20 protein-coding genes are annotated in these 20,190 nt (G+C 71.0%); 8 read left to right on the top strand and 12 right to left on the bottom strand.

All coding sequences use genetic code 11. From position 1 onward, the window contains the following. Nucleotides 1–25: 25 nt before the first annotated feature. From ACLBKU_RS17095 to ACLBKU_RS17125, 7 genes are all read right to left on the bottom strand, one after another. Entirely contained in the window at nt 26–1,480 is a 1,455-nt protein-coding gene (locus tag ACLBKU_RS17095) for a S8 family peptidase (protein ID WP_410180777.1), read from the bottom strand. Beyond that, nucleotides 1,477–2,283 (bottom strand): hypothetical protein, encoded by an 807-nt coding sequence (locus ACLBKU_RS17100; protein WP_410180778.1) that lies wholly within the window; start codon nt 2,281–2,283, stop codon nt 1,477–1,479. The genes ACLBKU_RS17095 and ACLBKU_RS17100 overlap by 4 nt, the downstream gene beginning before the upstream one ends. Continuing rightward, nucleotides 2,280–2,540: a hypothetical protein gene (locus ACLBKU_RS17105; protein WP_410180779.1), complete on the bottom strand. Its 261-nt coding sequence runs from the start codon at nt 2,538–2,540 to the stop codon at nt 2,280–2,282. Before ACLBKU_RS17105 ends, ACLBKU_RS17100 begins: the two co-directional genes overlap by 4 nt. Next, nucleotides 2,537–3,631: a hypothetical protein gene (locus ACLBKU_RS17110; RefSeq protein ID WP_410180780.1), complete on the bottom strand. Its 1,095-nt coding sequence runs from the start codon at nt 3,629–3,631 to the stop codon at nt 2,537–2,539. Before ACLBKU_RS17110 ends, ACLBKU_RS17105 begins: the two co-directional genes overlap by 4 nt. Nucleotides 3,632–3,643: 12 nt before the next feature. Next, nucleotides 3,644–6,286, bottom strand: a complete 2,643-nt coding sequence (locus tag ACLBKU_RS17115; RefSeq protein WP_410180781.1) for a papain-like cysteine protease family protein — start codon at nt 6,284–6,286, stop codon at nt 3,644–3,646. 3 nt (nt 6,287–6,289) lie between these two features. Further along, complete coding sequence (locus ACLBKU_RS17120) at nt 6,290–6,706, bottom strand: DUF3467 domain-containing protein (RefSeq protein WP_410180782.1); 417 nt, start codon at nt 6,704–6,706, stop codon at nt 6,290–6,292. A 144-nt stretch (nt 6,707–6,850) separates the two neighbouring features. Beyond that, entirely contained in the window at nt 6,851–7,789 is a 939-nt protein-coding gene (locus ACLBKU_RS17125) for a sigma-54 interaction domain-containing protein (RefSeq protein WP_410180783.1), read from the bottom strand. A gap of 335 nt (nt 7,790–8,124) precedes the next feature. Between ACLBKU_RS17125 and ACLBKU_RS17130 the strand changes: the two genes are divergently transcribed. After that, nucleotides 8,125–9,129 carry an XdhC family protein gene (locus ACLBKU_RS17130; protein ID WP_410180784.1) on the top strand — a complete coding sequence of 335 codons (1,005 nt, stop codon included), beginning with the start codon at nt 8,125–8,127 and terminating at the stop codon, nt 9,127–9,129. On the opposite strand, the gene ACLBKU_RS17135 is transcribed toward ACLBKU_RS17130, so the two are convergent. Genes ACLBKU_RS17135 through ACLBKU_RS17145 form a run of 3 tightly spaced genes read right to left on the bottom strand, consistent with a single transcriptional unit; the run spans nt 9,042 to nt 12,408 of the window. Continuing rightward, a complete protein-coding gene (locus ACLBKU_RS17135; protein WP_410180824.1) occupies nt 9,042–9,650 on the bottom strand; it encodes an NTP transferase domain-containing protein in 609 nt (202 codons plus the stop codon). The genes ACLBKU_RS17130 and ACLBKU_RS17135 overlap by 88 nt on opposite strands. Beyond that, entirely contained in the window at nt 9,647–11,926 is a 2,280-nt protein-coding gene (locus ACLBKU_RS17140; protein ID WP_410180785.1) for a molybdopterin cofactor-binding domain-containing protein, read from the bottom strand. The genes ACLBKU_RS17135 and ACLBKU_RS17140 overlap by 4 nt, the downstream gene beginning before the upstream one ends. Beyond that, entirely contained in the window at nt 11,926–12,408 is a 483-nt protein-coding gene (locus ACLBKU_RS17145) for a (2Fe-2S)-binding protein (RefSeq protein WP_410180786.1), read from the bottom strand. The genes ACLBKU_RS17140 and ACLBKU_RS17145 overlap by 1 nt, the downstream gene beginning before the upstream one ends. Before the next feature lie 250 nt (nt 12,409–12,658). Between ACLBKU_RS17145 and ACLBKU_RS17150 the strand changes: the two genes are divergently transcribed. The 3 genes from ACLBKU_RS17150 (at nt 12,659) to ACLBKU_RS17160 (ending at nt 16,224) form a co-directional block, all read left to right on the top strand. Further along, complete coding sequence (locus ACLBKU_RS17150; RefSeq protein WP_410180787.1) at nt 12,659–14,773, top strand: TonB-dependent receptor plug domain-containing protein; 2,115 nt, start codon at nt 12,659–12,661, stop codon at nt 14,771–14,773. Between the two features lie 59 nt (nt 14,774–14,832). Further along, nucleotides 14,833–15,735, top strand: a complete 903-nt coding sequence (locus ACLBKU_RS17155; protein ID WP_410180788.1) for an HpcH/HpaI aldolase/citrate lyase family protein — start codon at nt 14,833–14,835, stop codon at nt 15,733–15,735. A 75-nt stretch (nt 15,736–15,810) separates the two neighbouring features. Then, a complete protein-coding gene (locus tag ACLBKU_RS17160; RefSeq protein WP_410180789.1) occupies nt 15,811–16,224 on the top strand; it encodes a holin family protein in 414 nt (137 codons plus the stop codon). Here ACLBKU_RS17160 and ACLBKU_RS17165 read toward each other — a convergent pair. Next, nucleotides 16,205–16,648 carry a hypothetical protein gene (locus ACLBKU_RS17165; protein ID WP_410180790.1) on the bottom strand — a complete coding sequence of 148 codons (444 nt, stop codon included), beginning with the start codon at nt 16,646–16,648 and terminating at the stop codon, nt 16,205–16,207. The genes ACLBKU_RS17160 and ACLBKU_RS17165 overlap by 20 nt on opposite strands. Before the next feature lie 90 nt (nt 16,649–16,738). On the opposite strand from ACLBKU_RS17165, the gene ACLBKU_RS17170 reads away from it, so the two are divergent. The 3 genes from ACLBKU_RS17170 to accC all read left to right on the top strand — a co-directional run bounded on the left by ACLBKU_RS17170 (nt 16,739) and on the right by accC (nt 19,161). After that, complete coding sequence (locus ACLBKU_RS17170) at nt 16,739–17,179, top strand: type II 3-dehydroquinate dehydratase (protein ID WP_410180791.1); 441 nt, start codon at nt 16,739–16,741, stop codon at nt 17,177–17,179. Nucleotides 17,180–17,285: 106 nt separating this feature from the next. Beyond that, nucleotides 17,286–17,807: an acetyl-CoA carboxylase biotin carboxyl carrier protein gene (gene accB / locus ACLBKU_RS17175; protein WP_410180792.1), complete on the top strand. Its 522-nt coding sequence runs from the start codon at nt 17,286–17,288 to the stop codon at nt 17,805–17,807. Between the two features lie 4 nt (nt 17,808–17,811). Further along, nucleotides 17,812–19,161, top strand: a complete 1,350-nt coding sequence (gene accC / locus ACLBKU_RS17180) for an acetyl-CoA carboxylase biotin carboxylase subunit (RefSeq protein WP_410180793.1) — start codon at nt 17,812–17,814, stop codon at nt 19,159–19,161. Between the two features lie 9 nt (nt 19,162–19,170). On the opposite strand, the gene ACLBKU_RS17185 is transcribed toward accC, so the two are convergent. Next, entirely contained in the window at nt 19,171–19,755 is a 585-nt protein-coding gene (locus tag ACLBKU_RS17185; RefSeq protein ID WP_410180794.1) for a TetR family transcriptional regulator, read from the bottom strand. A gap of 69 nt (nt 19,756–19,824) precedes the next feature. Between ACLBKU_RS17185 and ACLBKU_RS17190 the strand changes: the two genes are divergently transcribed. Then, nucleotides 19,825–20,190 carry a hypothetical protein gene (locus tag ACLBKU_RS17190; RefSeq protein ID WP_410180795.1) on the top strand — a complete coding sequence of 122 codons (366 nt, stop codon included), beginning with the start codon at nt 19,825–19,827 and terminating at the stop codon, nt 20,188–20,190.

The following is a 20,190-nucleotide window of genomic DNA, read 5'->3' on the forward strand; positions in this document are numbered from 1 at the left end:
ATCGGTCGAAGTCGGGAGGCAGCAGTCATCCGTCATCGGCGCCTCCGAGGTCGGTGGTGTCGTCGGCGTCGATCGCCGCATCGAGCAGTTCGAGCGCGCGCGCGGCGTCGAGCACGCCGCTGCCGTTGCCGCCGGGCGTGCCTGCGCGGTGCGGGGTGGCGCTCCCGATCAGCAGCGCCTTGATCTGTGCCGGGTCGAGCGCGGCGGCGCGGGCCTGCGCGCGCTCGACCAGCAGCGCGGCGGCGCCGCTGACGAAAGGCGCGGCGAAGCTGGTGCCGGTCGCGTGCTGGTAGCTCTCGCCGAGCCCGGCGGTGCGGATCCGCTCGCCCGGGGCGCACAGGGCAACATGCTCGCCGCTGGTCGAGAAGGGGCTCACCTGGCGGTCGAGCCCGACCGAGCCGACCGCGATCACCCGCGGGTCGGCAGCGGGCCAGTAGGTGCGCGCGTCGCCGGAATTGCCCGAGGCGACCACCAGCGTCGTACCGCGCGCCTCGGCGAAGGCGACCGCCTCGGAATGCGGCTTGGGCGCGCCGGGCTCGAGCGCCTCGTCGTCGGTGCCGAAGCTGCAATTGACGATCTTCGCCCCGAGCTGGACGGCAAGGACGAGGCCCATGTCGAGATCGCTCAGGGCCCCTACCCCGACGGCATTGCTGCGCCCCGGGAAGAGCGCCGCGCCGAGCGAGCGGACCGGGATCAGCGTGCACCCTCCCCCAAGACCGGGCGGGATGTCGAGGCCATCCCCGGCGATGATCGCCGCGCAGCCCGTGCCGTGGCCGACGAAGCGGTCCGAGGGGTCGGTGTCCGCCCCGGCATTGTCGCCGAGCAGCCGGATCCCCCCGGCCAAGTCGCCGCGTCCGAGTTCGACCGTGTCGACCCCGCGCCGCAGCCGCTGGCCGAATTCCGGGTGACCGAGCGCAAGGCCGCTGTCGACCACGCCGACCACCACGTCCCCCCGCCCGCTCGAATAGGCGAGCGCCCGGCGCGCATTGACGAGATCGCGCGCCGCCCAGCCGTCGGGGTCATCCTCGTCGCGCGGCGCGGGCATCGGGGGCGCGTCGAGCCCGACGGTGGTGACGTAATTGGGTATCGCGCTCTCGACGAGGTCGAGCTGCATCAGCGACAGCGCCAGCGAGCCGACGTGCGTCCCCGGCTCGACATCGATGCGCAGCATACGCGCGACGCCGCTCACCTCTTCGTCCTCGCTGTAGCCGCGGTGCCGCTCGCCGACGGTGCGCAGCGCGCGCGCGGCGGCGTGGAGGCGCGAGATCCGGATCGCGGTGCCGAAGGTCGCCGCCACCCGGTCGAGCGCGCCGTGCCCGCTCGCCGGCGCCGCCGCGCGCGCGCCGCGGCGCACGTCCATGACAGCGGGGATGCGCTCGGGCACCTCGCCGAGCCTCAGCCGCACGAGCAGGCTGGTCGGCAGCGCATAGGCGCCCGAGCGGTGCGCCCAGGGGAGCAGGGGCCGGCCCGCGGCGCTCATTGCACGCCTCTTTCGCGGGGCCGGGCGAGTCCCATGCCGAAGCTCGCGGCCTGGCTCTGGTCGAACCACAATTCGGTGCGCGCGCGCGGGTCGTATTCGAGGCTCATCTGGCCGGCGAACTGGTCGGGGCCGGGCTCGAGCACGATCGCATCGTCGCTCGCATGGACCACCCCCACCTCGCGCCCGCCGATCGCGACGCGCGGCGGCACCCCGTCGCGCAGCAAGTTGCGCCCGCGCACCCTGAGCCGCTGGCGCAGCGCGTCCGAGCTGCCTCCGCTCTCCTCGCTCGAGACCTCCGAGACCATCGGCCGCGTGGCGCGCGAGAGCACGCTTTCGAGCTTGTCCACCGGCAGCCGGGTGATCCGCCCGACCGATCCGGCGAGGCCCTGCTTGCGCAGCTCGTCGAGCTTGGCGACGGTGCGGATGCCGATCCCCTCGAGCCGCCGCCGCTCCTCGGGGGCGAGATCGTCGCCGAGGGCATCGAGCGTCAGGTCCTCGGCATCGTCGACCGCGAGCTGCACCGCATTCTCCTCGATCATCGGCTTGGTGATCGCGGTGAAACCGAGCCGGAGGACCGTCGTGTCCTTGTCCTGCGGCTGCGCGGGGCGGATGCGCACCTCGCCGTCGGCGAGCTCGACATGGGCCTTCAAGTCCATCGCGATGTCCTTGATCGCGAAGGTCAGCGGCAGCTTGTCGTTCTGCGCGCGCAGGCTCATCCGGGTCTGCGCGGTGTCGAGCTGCGACTGCACCGCCTGGATGAAGTCCTCGAGCGCGACCGCCTGATTGGCCCCGAGCAGGCTCATGCCAGCCCCCCGGGCGCAGCGACGCCGAGCGAGAGGGTGAGGCGGCCGACCGGAAGGTCGAAGTCGGTGCGGGTGTGGGTGCGCGGCAGGTCGGCGATCACCCTGAGGCCCGCGTCCGCCTGCGCCTCGAGCCCCGCCTCGACCGGCAGGGTGAGGTCGATCGACACCGGGCGCACCGCGCCGCCCCCGAGCTGCGGCAGGAGGCCCTCGGCAAGCTCGCCGATCATCTCCTCGAGGCTCCGGCGCGGGGCGGTCATGCGCGCACCTCCGGCGGGGCGGCGGGCGCCGGGGCTGCAACCGGTGCGGGCTGGGCTACGGGCGCGGGCGGCGGCACGGGCGCCGCGACCGGAGCCGGGGCGAGGACCTGTGCGGGCTTGGCGGCGCGTTCGAGCAGCGTGCGCCGCGCGTCGTCGACGAAGCGCTCGAGCGGGATCGTCTCGCTCGCAAAGTTGATCTTCACCTCGCCGAACAGCTCGGCGTTGAGCGTCGTGTCGGTCTGGGCGTTGACGCCCACGGTCGAGACCTTGGTGACCGCCTGCGCATAGGCGGTGCTCCCGCGCGTCGACCAGCTGCCCGAGGGCGCGGCGCTCGCCGGATCGTCGCTCACCGCGTAATCGACCGCGGTCTTGTCGGCGGCCGAGGCGCGGAACTTCAGCCGCGCGGTGATCGAGCCGTCGCGCACCACGATGCGGTTCATCCCGAGCATCACCAGCGTCGCGAGGGTCTGCATCCGGTCGCCCGCCAGCCGGTCGCGGGCGGCGGGGACGAGCACCTCCTCGATCAGCTCCTCGCTCAAGGGCTGGCCGTCCGCCACGCCGAAGTCGCGCAGCCAGGCGGGGGACGGGGCATCGCCGAATTCGTCCACCGTGCCGCGCGCCACCACCCGCGGCTCGCTCTCGCCGCGGGCCAGCGCGAGATCGCCGGGGTACTGCGCCACCAGCCAGTCGCGCGCCTGGTTGGCGGTGACGTTCTCGTCGCGGAACTGCGCGGCGGGCTTGGAGATCGCCGCCACGAGGTCGGCATAGGCATCCATCTGGCGGATCGAGCTGTCGACCATCGCGTCCCACGTGCCGTGGATCAGCGAGGCGACGAACTCGGGGAAGTCGAGCTCGTCGGTGACCGCGCCCGCGCGCCGCCCGAGGGTCTCGGTGGCGGGCGGGCGGGCCGCGCCGCCGCCGGGCGCCCCGGAGGCGCCGGGGGTCGGGGGCTCGTCGGTCGCCGCCGCGCCGTCCCCGCCGCCGCCGCGGTCCCACAGCCCGGCCATCGCCTGCGGCATCGGGACCGGGCCGGTCGCGGCCCTGCGACCCGATGCGGGCGGCGGTGGGGGAAGAGTGCGCCTGTCGCTCATTGCCCGCTCGGCTCAGGCAGCTTCGAAGGGCCGGACGGCATGGGTCGGATTGCCGCCCCCGGGCCGCGAATGCTGGACCCAGCGGCTCTCGACCTGATGCGTCCCGTCGGCGAACAGCGACACCCGGGTGTTGGCGACCTGGTCGTCGGCGAGCACCTCGTCGAAGACGTAGTTGATGTTGATGTGCAGCGCCGGCACCTGCTCCGCACCCGCCGCGCGCGCCTGCGAGGAGCGGGCGTAGAGGCGGCTGTCGTCCTCGATCGTGGTGGTGACCGTCAGGCCCCAGCCCGCCGCATCGTCGTGGCCGATGTCGTCGATGTAGATGCGGCCCAGCGAGGTGCCGTTGTACTGCCAGCGGATCTTGAGCCAGCAGTAGATGTCGTCGACCCCGAAGGTGCCGCCGACCACCGGCCAGTCGCGCAGCTCGATCTCGCCGGCCTGGTAGGCGGCCTCGGACGCGGGGGCCTGGTCGCGCGGGTGCTTGACCCCGGGCCAGTTCGTGAGGTTGGTCTTGATGTCGCCCGAGGCGCTGCTGATCACCTCGACGGCGATCCCCGCGATCTCGGCCGCGCCCATCGCGCGCACCTGCGGCGGCGGCGGGGGCGCGAGCTTGGGCGCGCTGCCCGAGAGGCTCATCGCGAAGCCCGCCGGGGCCGCAAGCGAGCGGTTGATCGCGCGCCCGGCGGGAACGCCGCCGTGGAGGATCAGCACGTTGGCCGAAGGCGCCAGCGCCGGGAGCATCTCGTACTCCGCCTGGAAATCGGCGTAGCGCATGATGTAGCTGCTGCCCGTCTGGTGCGTGGTCGGGTAATTCTCCGGCGCCCCGGGCGTGCCCGGCTGGCGGTCCCAGGGATCGGCGATGCGCAGGAAGATGTCGCTCTCGTCCGAGTACATCCCGACCACCAGCACCGCATGCGCGGCATTGCCGGTGTTCCCGCCCATCATCTTGCCGACCCACAGCGGACCGTGGTTCTCGATGAGCGTGCGGAAGGCGTCCGGGGTGTAGCAGGCGGCCGGAGCAGGGGTCAGCCCGAGCGCGGCTGCGACCGTCTCGACCGCCGCGGGATCGAGACCCTGGTTGATCGACAGGCCGCATTGGCGGGCGATGGTCTCCGGTGAAATGCTCACCTGGTCGCGCCAGCCGATCAGCATCGCCGCGGCAGTGGCCCAGCAGGCGACGTTGGTCGGCTGGCCGATCACGTTCACGCCGTCCCAGTGGATCGAGAAGTTCGGGCTGCCGAGCATCGCGCCGAGCGGCTTGGCGGTCGTGGGCGGATCGAGCGTGTCGAGCAGCCGCTGGAGCGCGGCGGGATCGAGCCCGGTGTCGAGCGCCTCGTGGATGCGCGGGGCGAAGGCACCGCCGATGCGTGTCGCCCGGGCGCGCGGGTCCTCGCCCGTCGCAGGGCGCACCAGCGCGTCCTGCGCCTCCTGCTGCGCCGCCAGTTGCAGCGCGAAGCCGACCCCGATCGAGACCGCGCCGCCGATCCCGTGGCCGGCGCTGTCGAGCCAGACCTCCGCCCCGCCGACGAACTCCTCGCCGACCATGACCGAGGCGACCGTGCCGATGTTGGCGAAGCTCGCAAGCCCGCCGCTGTTGTAGCCGAGCTTGATCTTGGCCGCGAGGGCGAGCTTGAGCGAGTGCGCGAACTCGGTCAGCCCCTCGAAGTCGGCGCTGATCTCGCCCTGCCCGAACAGCGCGGCCTGCCCGTCGGGGGCGAACACCGCGCCGATCCCGCCGCCGAACAGCGGGGTGTCGAGCGCCGGTCCGATCGACAGCGTGACGCCCGAGCGCCGCGCCAGCTCGGGCACGGCGGCGAGGAAGGCGTTGACCGGCGAGATCAGCGCGGTGACGCCGAACACCGCCTGCCACACGGTGGTGAAGGTGCCGCTGTTCTCGCCGAGATAGACCATCGCGGGCGGCGAGACCTGGCTGCCCGCCGCCTGCACACCCTGCTCGATCATGCGCCGAAGCCAGGCGAGTGCGCTCTCCGCGGTGGTCCCGGCCTCGAGGGTGAGGCTGACCCGGCCGGGCAGCGCACCGAGCGCGCGCGCCGGGCGCAGCGCGCTCTCGCGGGCAGGGATCTCGGGCATCGGGCCGAAGCCGTCGTCATAGGGCACCGGCGGAAGCGGAGCGCCGCCGCCCTCGCCGCCGACGCTCGCCGGGGCGGGCGCGGGGCGCGCGGCGGGCGGCGCGGTCTCGCTGCCCGGCCGCGGCTGGTCGCCGGTCCATTCGAGCCGCGGCGCGCTCGCGCGCATCCCGCCGAAGCCGCGCCGCAGGGTGCGCCCGGTGAAGCCGCGCAGCGAGACATAGGGGCTGCCCTCGCGCGGCAGGGCATCGACCTGCATCGCGCCGCCGCTGCCGCTGCCGGTGGCCAACCCGAAATAGAGCTTCTCGCTGCCGATGAAGCGCGCCAGCACCTCGGGCGGGACGACGAATACGCCGTCGCCGCGCGGGACCCTCAGCGTGCCGTGCTCCGCGCTGGTGTAGAAGTTCGCCGCGTTCCGCAGCTGGCGGTTCTGCGGACTGAACAGCGCGATGTCGTTCGCGATCACCACCTCGGCCTCGACATCGGGCCGGCTGGTGCGAACGGCAAAGCCGAGCATCGGGAAGCGGTCGGAGACTTCCATGCGATTGGGTGAGATTTGCGCGGTCATGGGCTAACCCTTGTTGCTGGAGGGACGGAGCGAATGCGCGGCGGCCCGCAGCGCGCGGGCGCGCGCCTCGAAGTCGCCGAGCGGGGCGAGGAGGTCCTCGCTGACGGCCGGGGGAAGCGGATCGGGGCTGCGCGGCAGGACGATCTCGCCGTGCTCGGCCTCGTGGTCGCGCAGCGAGCGCACGAGCATCTCGCAGAGCATCTTGGCATAGGGCGGCGCCATCGCGAGGCGCGAGTGGATGACGGTGGTGCCGCCCTCCCCCTCGGCCTCCGCGAGGCCGGTGGCGGGGCGGAACTGGCCGAAGTCGAGCAGGAACTCGAAGGGGTTATGCCCCATCTCGAAATAGTTGACGTAGAGCGCCGCAGGAAGCTCGCCGCCAGCCGGGCGGTCCGTCTCGTGAGCTGTTCTGAAGCGCTTCATCGCTACCCGGCTCCTTGCATCGGGCAAGGTGTCGCAAGCCGTGTGCCAAAGCGCGGAATTCTGGAATTGCAGAGAGTTGCGCACCCCCCGGCGCGCCACTGCCTGTCACATGTTACGCGGGACGTGCGACAGGTGTCACAGGTATCACAGCCCCAGCCCGCCGCGCGTGACGTGATGCTTGGTGAGCTTGCGGTAGAGCGTCATGCGCGACCAGCGCAGCGCCTTGGCCGCCTCGGCCTTGTTCCAGTCGGTCGCCTCGAGCGCCTCGAGGATCCGCGCCCGCTCGTCCGCGCCGGTGCGCCGCCACGAGCGCTGGAGCTGGACGAAGGCCTGCGGAATGTCGTCGATCCCGATCTTGCCGCACGGCGGGTCGATGAACACGCCCTCGACGAAGTTGCGCACCTCGCGGATGTTGCCCGGCCAGTCGTAATCGCGCAGCACGCCCAGCAGCTCCTCGTCGGGCCCGCCGACGCTCATCCCGGTGCGTTCGTTGAAGTGGCGGATGAAGTGCTGGAGATAGACGGCGATGTCCTCGCGCCGCTCGGCAAGGTCGGGCAGCACGATCCGCGCGACGTTGAGGCGGTAGTAGAGATCGGAGCGGAAACGCCCCTCCTCGACCTGTTCCTCGACCGCGCGATTGGTGGCGGCGACGATCCGGACGTCGACCTTCACCGGCCTGGCCGCGCCGAGCGGCTGGACCTCGCGCTCCTCGAGCATCCGCAACAGCTTGGTCTGCGCGAGCGGCGAGAGCTCGCCGACCTCGTCGAGGAACAGCGTCCCCCCCTCGGCGAGCACCGCCTTGCCCTTCTGCGCCTGGTAGGCGCCGGTGAAGCTGCCGCGCTCGAAGCCGAACAGCTCGGCCTCGAACAGGTTGTCGGGGATCGCCCCGCAGTTGATCGCGACGAAGGGCTTGCGCGCGCGCGGGCTGTGCGCGTGGACGGCGCGGGCGATGTGCTCCTTGCCGGTCCCGGTCGAGCCGGTGATCAGCAGCGCGGCATCGCAGCGGCCGAGCTTGGGCACGAAGTCGCGCAGGTGCGCGATCGCGCTGCTCCTCCCCAGGATTTCGGCGGCACCGCCCGGCATCCTTGCGCTCCCCCGTCTCCCACGGCGCAGAAGTGGGGAGGGTCCGGGATGCGCCCGGTGCGGTCAACCGGACGCGTCGAAGGCTTGCGGCGAGGCGACGGCTTTGCGGGGCAAGATGAGGGGTTAGTCGGCGTAAGCCTCTCAATATAAAAAGGTAAATGTCGAGTTAATACTTGGGCCCTTGTAAGAAGTCGCCAGAATTTACCAGAGTCCCGACAGTAAAGCAAAGGCGCATTGCCGGAGTCGCGCGGGCGAGCCGCTGCCGATTGCCCCGCCCGCCACGCTGGTCTAGGCTCGCGGCTCCCTCTTCCCTTTCGAAGGTCGCCCTCTCTGCCATGAGCCGCTGGCGTCTCGCCGCTCCGATCGACGATATCCGCGAGGCGCTGCTCGGCCGGCCCGCGGTCCCTGCGGATTTCGCCATCGCGACGCTGGTCGAGGTCGACGGCTCGGCCCCGCGCGACGTGGGAGCGCAGATGCTGATCACGCCGGAGGAGCACTGGGGCTTCCTCTCGGGCGGGTGCATCGAGGACGATGTCGCGCGTCACGGCCGTGCGGTGCTCGCCGATGGTGCGCCGCGCCTGCTGCGCTATGGCGAAGGCAGTCCGTGGATCGACATCAGGCTCGCCTGCGGCTCGGGGATCACGGTGCTGGTCGAGCCGGTCGCCGCCGAAGAACCGGCAGTGGCGACGCTGCTCGCGGGCTGGCACGAACGCCGTCCGCTCGCATGGTCGAGCGACGGGCGCGAGCGCCGCGCGGCTTTTGCGAGCGAGGGCGTGGTCGAGGGCTGGGACGGCACGCGCTACACGCGGGCCTTCGCCCCGCCGCTGCGGCTGGTGGTGATCGGCGAGGATGGCGCAGCACTCACAACCATTGCGCTGGCGCGCGAGCTGGACTGGCAGGCGGTGCTGATCGCCCCCGGGGGTCCCGAGGCGCCGCCCTTCCCCGGCCTCGCCTATCATCGCGGCGATCCGGCGGACGCGCTCGCCGTGCTCGCGCCCGACCCCTGGACCGCGATTGCGGTGCTCTCGCACGATCGCGAGGACGACGAGCGCGGGCTCGCGGCGGCACTGCGCAGCGCGGCCTTCTACGTCGGCGCGATCGGTGCGCGGGTGCGGCTCGAGGGGCGGATTGCGCGGCTGCGCGGGCACGGGGTCGGCGAGGCGGAGCTGGCGCGGCTCAGGGCCCCGATCGGCCTGAACGGCTTCGGCAAGGCCCCGCGCGAGGTGGCGCTCTCGCTGGTCGCCGAGGTCGCTCAGGCCTTCCAGGCGCGCGCGGCGGCGGCGAGGTCCGCGGGCGTGTCGATGTCGAGCAGCGCGCCCCGGTCCGCCGTGTCGAGATAGGCCACGTCGGACCGCCCCGCGAGGAGCGCGTTCGCACCCCTGTCACCCTGCAAGGCCAGCAGGTCGGCGAAAGCCGCGCGGGTGAAGGCGACCGGGTGGCCGGGCGTGCCCGCGACCCGCGGCCGCGCGGCGTAGCCCGCGCGCCGCACCCCCTCGGCGAGCTGCGGGCAGAGTTCGACCGGGACGAGGGGCATGTCGCCGAGGAAGACGCACACCCCCTCGGCCTCCGGCGCAAGTGCGGCTATCCCGCTGCGCAGGGTGGCGGCCATGCCCTCGGACCAGGCGGGGGCGTGGCTTACGGACAGATCCAGCCCCGCGAGCGCGCGCCTTATCGGCGCGTCTGCGGCGCCGGTGACGGAAATCACCTCGGCAAATCCAACCCCAAGCACACGCTCCGCCACCCGCCGGATCACCGGCGCGCCAGCAAGGTCGGCGAGGAGCTTGCCCCCGCCTCCTTCACCGGCGAAGCGCTGCCCCGCCCCGCCGGCGAGGATCAGCGCCGACCAGCCTGCGAGGCTCAGGCCTTGGCCTGCGTCAACAGCGGCAGGTTGCGCATCCGCTTGCCCGTCGCCGCGGCGAGCGCGTTGGCGAGCGCAGGGCTTGCGGGCGGCAGGCCCGGCTCGCCGATCCCGCCGGTCTTGGCGCCGCTCTCGATGAAGTGCACGTCGACCGCCGGCGGCGCGTCGGCCGCCTTGAGGATCGGGTAGTCGCTGAAATTGCTCTGCACGACCGCGCCCTTGTCGAGCGTCACCGCCTCGCCGATCGCCGAGGACAGCCCCATGATGAGCCCGCCCATGATCTGCGCATCGGCGTTCAAGGGGTTCACCGTGGTGCCGCAATCGACCACCGCGAAGGCCTTGAGGACCTTCGGGCTGCCGTCCTCCTTCACCCCCGCCTCGACCACCTCGGCGACGATCGTGCCGAAGCTCTCGACGATCGCGATGCCGCGCCCGACACCCTCGGGCAACGGGCTACCCCAGCCGGAGCGCTTGGCCACCTCGTCGAGCACCTTGAGGTGCCGCCCGCCCGGGGCAAGGTGCTTGCGGCGGAACTGGTAGGGATCCTCGCCCGCGGCGAGCGCGAGCTCGTCCATGAAGCTCTCGGTGTAGAACCCGAGCTGCGTCGCGTTCACCGAACGCCACGGACCGTCGATCTGGTTGGTCCGGTAGGCGAAATGGCGGCGCGAGGTGGCGGGCAGGTCGTAGATGAACGGCACCTCGCCCTCGGCGCTGTCGCCTTGCGCGTAGTCGATGCGCAGCGCGGCGATCTTGCCGTCCTTGACGCAGCCCTTGAGCTTGGCGAGCGACTGGCAGCGATAGGTGCCGTGGGTGACGTCCTCCTCGCGGCTCCACACCAGCTTGACCGGATAGGGCACCTGCTTGGCGAGCACCGCGACCTGGTCGATGATCTCGACGATGTCGGGGAAGCGCCGGCCGAAGCCGCCGCCCATGATCATCGGGTGGAACACCACCTGGTCGACCTCGAGCCCGGCGGCCTTGGCGGCGCGGCTGCGGGTGGTGAGCGGGTCCTGCAAGCCCCCCCACAGGTGCAGCGTGCCGTCCTTGAAGTGGCCGGTGAGCGCGAAGGGCTCCATCATCGCGTGGTGGAGGAAGGGGACGCGGTATTCGGCCTCGACGAGCTTCGCGCCCGGCGACCCGAAGGCAGCGTCGACATCGCCCTCGCCGAAGGCGCCGTCGGGCTTGCCGCCGTCGATCAGCTTGGCCTGCGCCGCGTAGATCGCCGGGGTCGAGATCGCCGCGTGGCCGCCGTCGGAGAATTGCGGGCTCAGCGCCTCGAGCCCCTTCTTCGCCGGCCAGTAGCCTTTGGCGACGACGATCACCGCGTCATCGAGCTTCACCACCTTCTCGACGCCCTTGACCGCGAGCGCCGGGGCCTCGTCGACCGATTGCAGCTTGCCGCCGCGCACCGGCGCCGCCGCGATGGTCGCGACGCGCATCTCGGGGAGCTTGAAGTCGATGCCGTAGACCGCGCTGCCGTCGACCTTCGCCGGAATGTCGCGGCGCGGGACGGGCTTGCCGATCAGCTTCCACTGCTCGCGGGTCTTGAGCACCGGATCGGAGGACAGCGACCGCTCCGCCGCTCCGGCCGCGAGTTCACCGTAGCGCAGCGACCTGCCGGACTTGGCGTGGGCCACCTTGCTGTCCGCGGTGGTGAGCTCGCTCTCGGGCACGCCCAGCCGGTCCGCCGCCTCGGCGACGAGCGCCGCGCGCACCGCCGCGCCGGTCCGGCGCATCGCGAGCTCGCCGGTGAAGCGCACCGCCGAGGAGCCGCCGGTGATCATCAGCGGCATCGAGCGCGCCATGATCCCGATCACCGCATCGGGTAGCAGCCCGGCGGCGAAATCTCCCGCCATCGAGGGCAGGAAGCCTTTGGCGAGCGCGGTGTTGGCGAAGGCGAGGTCGGCGGGGGCCTGTTCGATCGTGACCTTGTCCCAAGCCGCATCGAGCTCGTCGGCGAGCATCTGGCCGAGCGCGGTCTGCGAGCCCTGGCCGAAATCGATGTGCGGCGAGAAGACCGTGACCGTATCGTCTTCGGCGATGGTGACGACGCTGCCGAAGGCCGACTTGCCCTCGCCCCCGATCAGGCTGTTGCCGCGCGCGCGGGCGCTGCTGTCGGTCCACCACACGCCGAACACGCCGCCGCCGACGACCAGCGCCGAGCCGATCAGGAAGATGCGGCGCTTGACGCCCTTGCGCTTGGGCTTCTCGGCCGGAGCGGCGGTTTCGGGCCCCTTCATTTCCGGGAGGTCGAGATCGGGATTGGGATTGTCGGCCATCACGCGTCTCCCGTCTGGGCTGCGGCGGCAGCGCCGGTCGCCGCGAGGATCGCCTTGCGGATGCGCGGATAGGTGCCGCAGCGGCAGATGTTGGTCATCGCCTCGTCGATCTGCGCGTCCGACGGCGTGCCGACCTGCTCGATCAGCGCCACCGCGGCCATGATCTGGCCCGACTGGCAGTAGCCGCATTGCGGCACCTGCGCCTCGATCCACGCGGCCTGCACCTTGTGGAGCGTCCCGTCGGCGGCCTTGAGACCCTCGATGGTCGTCAAGGACTTGCCCGCGATATCGGAGAGCGGCACGCTGCACGAGCGGGTGATGGCGCCGTCGACGTGCACCGAGCACGCGCCGCAGGCGGCGATGCCGCAGCCGAACTTGGTCCCGGTCATCCCGAGATCGTCACGCAAGACCCACAGCAGCGGGGTGTCGGCCTCGGCCTCCACCTCCACCGGCTTGCCGTTGACTGAGAATGCGATTGCCACCTTGGCTCCCCCGCTCTTTGATTGGTTTGCGTCTTCTATAGCAACCCATGTGAGGCGGGGCCAACGGAAAGACGTCGGCACGGAGCATCCCGCCGCGGGCCGCGGCGTCAAGGGGGCAGATGCCCCATGCGCTTCCGCTGAGTGTGCTCGACCCTCGTCGAGCGAGGAAGCGGGTTCGACGAATGCGAGGTGACACGACCTCGACAGCTCCGGGCGTTTGCCGCCAAGCGCGGCGGCGATGCCCCGCCCCTTGTCCTTCAGGTCCCTCCTTTCCGGCACCGCCGCCGCGCTGGCGCTCGCCAGCGCGGGCCTTGCCGTGCCCGCCGCGGCGCAGAACGAGGCGGCGCCTTCGTCCGGAGGGGCCGAGACCGAGGCCGGAGCCCCGTCGCCCGACGCGACCACCCGCAGCATCTTCGCCGCCGAGGACTTCGCCCGCTTCGCCCCGCGCAGCGCCTACGACATGGCGCGCAACGTGCCCGGTTTCGCGATCCGCGGCGGCGACGATGCCCGCGGGCTCGGCCAGGCCGACGCCAACGTGCTCATCAACGGGCGGCGCATTCCGGGCAAGGCGAACGGCCCGGTCGAGGCTTTGCGGCGCATCCCGGCGAGGGACGTGGTGCGGCTCGAACTGGTCGACGGGGCGAGCCTCGGCATCGGCGGGCTCACCGGGCAGGTGCTCAATGTCGTCACCAGCGGGAGCGGGCGGATCAGCGGGCAGTTCCGCTACCAGCCCGAATGGCGCAGCTTCGGCACGCCGGCGCGGCTGTGGGGCGGCAACGTCGCGCTCGCCGGGAGCGGGGCGAAGAGCGAGTGGACGCTGGCGCTGCGCAACGAGGCGGGGCGGCGCGGGGCATTGGGGCCTGAGCAGGTCTTCGACGGCGCGGGAATGCTTGTCGCGCTGCGTGACGAACAATCCAACTTCAACACCGACCGCCCCACCCTCTCGGGCTCCTACAGCCGCACCGCCGCCAACGGCAACGTCCTCAACCTCACCGGCCAGACCGGCGCCTTCTTCTACCGCGAGCGCGAGGTTTCCCTTCAGCGCCCGCCCGGCGGCACGCTCGAGCGCACCCGCAACCTCAGGCGCACCGAGGACGAGTTCAACATCGAGATCGGCGCGGACTACGAGTTCGCGCTCGGCCCCGGGCGGCTCAAGCTGATCGGCTACCACCGCTACGAGGACAGCCCCTTCACCAACGCCGTCCGCACCGACTTCACCGACGGCCGGGCGCCGGGGGGCTCGCTGTTCCTGCGCGATGCCGACAGCGCGGAATCGATCCTGCGCTCGGAATACACGCTCAAGGCCTGGGGCTGGAACCTCGTCGCCGCGCTCGAGGGGGCGCGCAACACCCTCGCCATCGTCTCGTCGCTGGCGGAGCGCGACGCGGCGGGCGTGCTCCAGCCGGTCGACCTCGCCGGCGCGACCGCGCGGGTCGGCGAGGACCGGGTCGACGGCGGCCTCACCTGGAGCCGTGCGCTTGCGAGCAACCTCCAGCTCCAGGTCTCAGCCGGGGGCGAGTATTCACGGATCAGCCAGTCGGGGCCGCTCGGCCTCACCCGCACCTTCTGGCGCCCCAAGGGCTTCGCCTCGCTCGACTGGAAGGCGAATGCCGACCTCAACATTGCCGGCCGGATCGAGCGGGTCGTCGGCCAGCTCGACTTCTATGACTTCATCGCCTCGGTCGACCTCGACCAGGACCGCACCGACGACAGCAACGCCAACCTGCGTCCCGAGCAGAGCTGGGTCTTCGATCTCGAGACGAGCTGGCGGATGGGCCGGCTCGGAAACCTGACTCTGAGCGGCTACTACGAAGCGCTCACCGACGTCGTCGACCAGATCCCGCTGCCCAGCGGCGGGCAGGCGCCCGGCAACCTCCCCTCCGCCCGGCTCTACGGGATCGAGCTCCAGACGACGCTGCTTTCCGACGGGCTCGGCTGGAAGGGCACCCGCATCGACCTCGGCGCCGAGCTTGCGCGCAGCGATGTGCGCGACCCCTTGCTCGGCACGCGGCGCGAGATCTCGGGCAACGAGCTCCTCTCGGTCGAATTCCGGTTCCGGCAGGACATCCCCGACAGCGCCTGGGCCTTCGGAGTGCGCGGCGACTGGAAGAAGGTCGCGCCCTCGGTGCGGCTCGACGAGGTGTCGCTCGACCAGCCGAGCTTCGCGCAGGGCTTCGCCTTTCTCGAGAACAAGGACGTCGCCGGACTGACCCTGCGCGGGCGGATCGGCAACCTCATGAACCAGAAGGACCGCTTCCGCCGCACCGTCTTTGCCGACCGTGCCGCGGGGATCGTCGCCTTCAGCGAACGCCGCGAGCGCCGCTTCGGGACGATCTTCAGCCTCGATATCGAGGGCTCGTTCTAGGGACTTGCCGCGCGGGGGACGGCTCCGTAAGCGGGCGGGCGACACACGAGGATCGTCCGATGGCCCACACCGCTCCCGCCCATCCCCGCATGCGCTCCTGGCTGTTCGCGCCGGGCGACAGCGAAAAGAAGATGGGCAAGGCGGAAGCGAGCAACGCCGACATCGCGCTGCTCGACCTCGAGGATTCGGTCGCACCCGAGAACAAGCCCGCTGCCCGCGCGATGGTCGCCGAGCACATCGCGGCCAGCGCCGACGCCAGGCGGCTGTGGGTGCGGATCAATCCGCTTACGACCCACGACTGCATCGCCGACCTCGCCGCAGTGATCCCCGCGCAGCCCGGCGGCGTGTTCCTGCCCAAGGCGGAAGGGGCCGCCGACATCACCCAGCTCCACCACTACCTGACCGCTCTCGAGACTGCGCACGGCATCCCGCAGGGCCGCACCCTGATCGCCGCGCTCGTCACCGAGACCGCCGCGGCGATGTTCCGCACCGGCGACTACGCGGGCGACTACCCGGGCAAGGCGCGGCTGGTGGCGATGAGCTGGGGGGCGGAGGACCTCTCCTCGGCGCTCGGCGCGCGCGAGCAGCGCGGGCCCGACGGGCAATACTCCCACACCTACGAGATGGCGCGCAGCCTGTGCCTGATCGGCGCCTCGGCAGCCGGCGTCGCGCCGATCGAGACGGTGCAGCCCGAGTTCCGCGACCTCGCCGCGCTCGAGGCCCGCGCCAAGACGGTGCGCGCGCAGGGCTTCCGCGGGATGCTCGCGATCCACCCGGCGCAGGTCGATCCGATCAATGCCGCCTTCTCCCCAAGCGCCGAGGAACTCGCCCATGCCCGCGCCGTGGTCCAGGCCTTCGCCGAGCACCCCGGCGCGGGCGTGGTGGCATTGGACGGCGCGATGCTCGACCGCCCGCACCTCGCGCTCGCACAGCGGCTGCTTGCCGAGGCGCAGGCGGATTAGGTTATTTTCCTTTTCCTACTTGAACCAATCCGGTCATTGACTGTCGCGACTCATGCCCAGCGAGGAGCGCGCGCCATGCCCCTGATCGAAAGCCTCATCAGTCCCCTCACCGCGATCATCGACAAGATCATCCCCGACAAGGAAGCCCGCGCCAAGGCCAAGCTCGACCTGCTCGCGCTGCAGGGCACGCAGGAGATGCAGATGATCGAGGCGCAATTGCAGGCGATCGTCGCCGAGGCGAACTCCAAGGACCCCTGGACGAGCCGCGCCCGGCCGAGCTTCCTCTACGTGATGTACGTCCTGCTGCTGACCGCGCTGCCGATGGGGGTGCTCAGCGCCTTCAACCCCGCCGCCGCACGCGACATCGCCGCGGGCATGAACGCCTACCTCGCCGGCCTCCCCGAGCCGCTCTACGCGCTCTTCGGAACCGGCTACCTCGGCTACACCGCCGCGCGGCAGTGGGGGAAGGTCAAGGGCGTCGACCGGTAGGCGGCGGCGGGAAGAGGCGCGGCGCCGGGCCCTCGATGCACCGCCCTGACGCCGCACAGGCGAGGTGGCGGTCGATCATTGTGCGAGCCCCGGCGACGTTTGCGCATGGCGCCTTCCTGTCCCACGTGAAGTGCAGGTAGGACGAGGTCGGCGGATCCTGCGCGGCGACCTGGCGCAGCAACGCCTCGGCCTCGGCACCCGACACACGCGCGCCGTTCCACGCCAGGCCGCCTGCCGCATCCAGTCGCAGGCTGTTGCTCACCAGATCGGCGCGAAAGCTGGCCGGATGCGCGGCTAGGAACTCGCCTTGCGTGAGAAAGCCTGGCGGGCGCGCCGCGCATTCGCTCACCGAGAGGCTGTCGGGCCGCGCACAGCCGCCGAGCACTAGCAGCAGCACGAGCGGGGTGCGGGCGGCGATGGTCATGCCAAGATCCTACCAGCGGCATGGAACGCGCACAATGCGAGGCGCCGCGCGCTCTTCCCCGCCCCGCGCCTTCCCGCTAAGCCCGAGCGCATGACCAACCTCGTCTACGTCTTGAACGGCCCCAACCTCAATCTTCTTGGGCTTCGCGAGCCGGAGATCTACGGCACCACCACCTTGGACGACATCGCCGGAATGCTCGAAGACCGCGCCCGCGAACTGGGGCTCGAAATCGAGATGCGCCAGACCAATCACGAAGGGATGCTGGTCGATTGGCTGCACGAGGCGCAGGCGGAAGGGGCGCGCGCGGTGCTGCTCAATGCGGCCGCCTATACCCACACCTCTGTCGCCATCCTCGATGCGATCAAGGCGATCCGCACGCCGGTGATTGAGGTTCACCTTTCCGATCCCAAGACCCGCGAGGCTTTCCGCCACCTCTCCTATGTCGGCATGGCCGCCGCGCTTACCGTCGAGGGCCACGGGGCGGATTCCTACCGCATCGCGCTCGAAGCCGTAGCGTCAGGTCAGGTCTGAATCGTCACCCCCCGTTCACAATTTGCACCCTTGCCACTTGCCAGCCGCAATTCGCGGCAATAGTCCCTCGCGCTTCACGAGTGCAGCAACTCTCCAAGGGGCATACATGGCAAACGAGGCTGGCCAATCCGGCAAGGCAAACGGGCGCAAGTCGGGCATGAACATCGACACCGCACTGGTCCGCGAGCTCGCGGAGCTGCTCAACGAGACCGGATTGACCGAGATCGAGGTCGAGGACGACGATCGCAAGATCCGCGTCTCGCGTGGCGCCGTGGCCGCTGCCGCGCCCGTCTATGCCGCCGCTCCGGCCGCGCCTGCCCCGGCCGCCGCCCCGGCGCCCGCTGCCGCCGCGCCGGCTCCGGCCGAGCCTGCCGCGCCCGCCGGTCCCGACCTCAAGAACGCGGTCAAGTCGCCGATGGTCGGCACCTGCTACCTCGCGCCCGAGCCGGGGGCGGCGAACTTCGTCACGGTCGGGCAGGCCGTGAAGGAGGGCGACACCCTCGTCATTGTCGAGGCGATGAAGGTCATGAACCCGATCACCGCGCCGAAGTCGGGCACCGTCAGCGCGATCCTCGTCGAGAATGCCCAGCCGGTCGAGTTCGACCAGCCGCTCGTGGTGATCTCGTAAGATCATGGGCATCAAACGCATCCTGATCGCCAATCGCGGCGAGATCGCGCTGCGCATCCACCGTGCGGCCCATGAAATCGGGATCGAGACGGTGGCGGTGCACTCCACCGCCGATGCCGACGCGATGCACGTGCGGCTCGCCGACCACGCGGTGTGCATCGGCCCGCCGCCCGCGGGCGAGAGCTATCTCAACATCGCCAACATCATCTCGGCGGCCGAGATCGCGCAGTGCGACGCGATCCACCCCGGCTACGGCTTTCTCTCGGAGAACGCCAAGTTCGCCGACATCGTCGAGGCCCACGACATCATCTGGATCGGCCCCAAGCCCGAGCACATCCGCACGATGGGCGACAAGGTCGAGGCCAAGCGCACCGCGGGCGCATTGGGCCTTCCGCTGGTGCCGGGCTCCGACGGCGCGGTCAGCGATTTCGACGAAGCGCGCCGGATCGCGAAAGAGATCGGCTACCCCGTCATCATCAAGGCGGCGTCCGGCGGCGGCGGGCGCGGCATGAAGGTGTGCGAGAGCGAGGACAAGCTCGAGAGCCTGATGCAGCAAGCCGGCTCCGAGGCCAAGGCGGCCTTCGGCGACGCCACCGTCTATATCGAGAAATACCTCGGCAACCCGCGCCACATCGAATTTCAGGTCTTCGGCGATGGCCAGGGCAATGCGATCCATCTGGGCGAGCGCGACTGCTCGCTCCAGCGCCGCCACCAGAAGGTGCTGGAAGAGGCCCCCTCGCCCGTGATCAGCGCGGCCGAGCGCGACCGGATGGGCGAGGTCTGCGCGCAGGCGATGCGCGACATGGGCTACCGCGGCGCGGGGACGATCGAGTTCCTGTGGGAGAACGGCGCGTTCTACTTCATCGAGATGAACACCCGCCTCCAGGTCGAGCACCCGGTCACCGAAGCGATCACCGGGGTCGACCTCGTGCGCGAGCAGATCCGCATCGCGGAGGGCCGCCCGCTCTCGGTCAAGCAGAGCGAGCTCGAGTTCAAGGGCCACGCGATCGAGTGCCGGATCAACGCCGAAGACCCCTTCACCTTCGCGCCCTCGCCGGGTCTCGTGACCTACTATCACGCCGCGGGCGGCATGCATGTGCGCGTCGACAGCGGGCTTTACGCAGGCTACCGGATCCCACCATATTACGACAGCATGATCGCCAAGCTGATCGTCTACGGGCGGACGCGCGAGGGCTGCATCATGCGCCTGCGCCGCGCGCTCGAGGAGATGGTGGTCGAGGGGGTCAAGACCAACATCCCGCTCCACCAGGAGCTGCTGCGGCAGGACGACGTCCTCAACGGCGACTACTCGATCAAGTGGCTCGAGAACTGGCTTGAGGAGCGCGAGGGCTGAGCCCTTCGGCTAGGCCTCGCCTGCCATCCCCCTGAGCAGGCCGAGGATCAGCGCGCGCGCGTCCGGCTGGGGCGTGCCGCGCGTGCGGAGCCGGGCCAGCGCGAGTTCGGCCATCAGCGCGTTGATCAGCCGCGCGGCGAGGGCGACGTCGATCGCCCCCACCTCTCCGGCGTTGCGCGCGCGGGCCAGCAGGTCCTCGAACAGGGCGAGGCTGTGCGCATTCTCGATGCGCTGCGCCGCCTCGACGCCGAGCGCGGCGGGGCCGATCCGGAACAGGATCGCCGCCACCTCCGGTGCGCCGATCTCGCCCAGCCACGCGGCGCACATCGCGGTGAGTTCGCCCAGCGGCGAGGCCTCGCGCTCCGCCCGGGCGAGGGCGCGGTCGATCGCGCCGCGCGATTCGGCGCGGTAGATCGCCTCGACGAGCTCGGTCTTGCTCGCGAAGTGGTGGTAGAGCGCGCCCTTGCTCAGCCCCGCCTCGGCGAGCACCGCGGCCATCGTTGTTGCCTCAAGCCCCTGTTCCAGAAGCAGTTTCCGGCACGCGCCCACCAACGCCTCGCGCGTCGCGTCGGACCTTTCCTGCTGTGTCGGCATGCCTTGCCCCTTTACGCCCGCCGCGCTTTCGCTAAAAACAAACCGCCGGTCGGTTTATGGGGTCCCACAATGCAGCCCTACGAAGCAAACCTCAAGACGATGCTCGCGATCTGGAACACGCCCGACCCCGCCGAGCGCCGCGCGATGTGCGAGACCGCGATGGAGCACAATGTCCACTTCGTCGATCCGCGCCACAACATCGTCGGCCGCGAGCCCTTCCTGAAGATGGTGGAAGAGACCCGCGCTGCCTTCCCGCAGGCGGTCTATCGCCACGCCAGCCGCATCGAGATGCAGAACAATTTCTGCCGCCACCACTGGGCGATCGACGTCGGGGAGCGGACCGCGATGGAGGGCTTCGACGTCACCGAGGTCAACGACTCGGGCAAGGTGGTGAAGGTGATCGGCTTCTTCGGCCGCCTCGATCCGGGCGATTGA

Source organism: Erythrobacter sp. NE805 (genome assembly GCF_046452355.1).
Taxonomy (GTDB): domain Bacteria; phylum Pseudomonadota; class Alphaproteobacteria; order Sphingomonadales; family Sphingomonadaceae; genus Erythrobacter.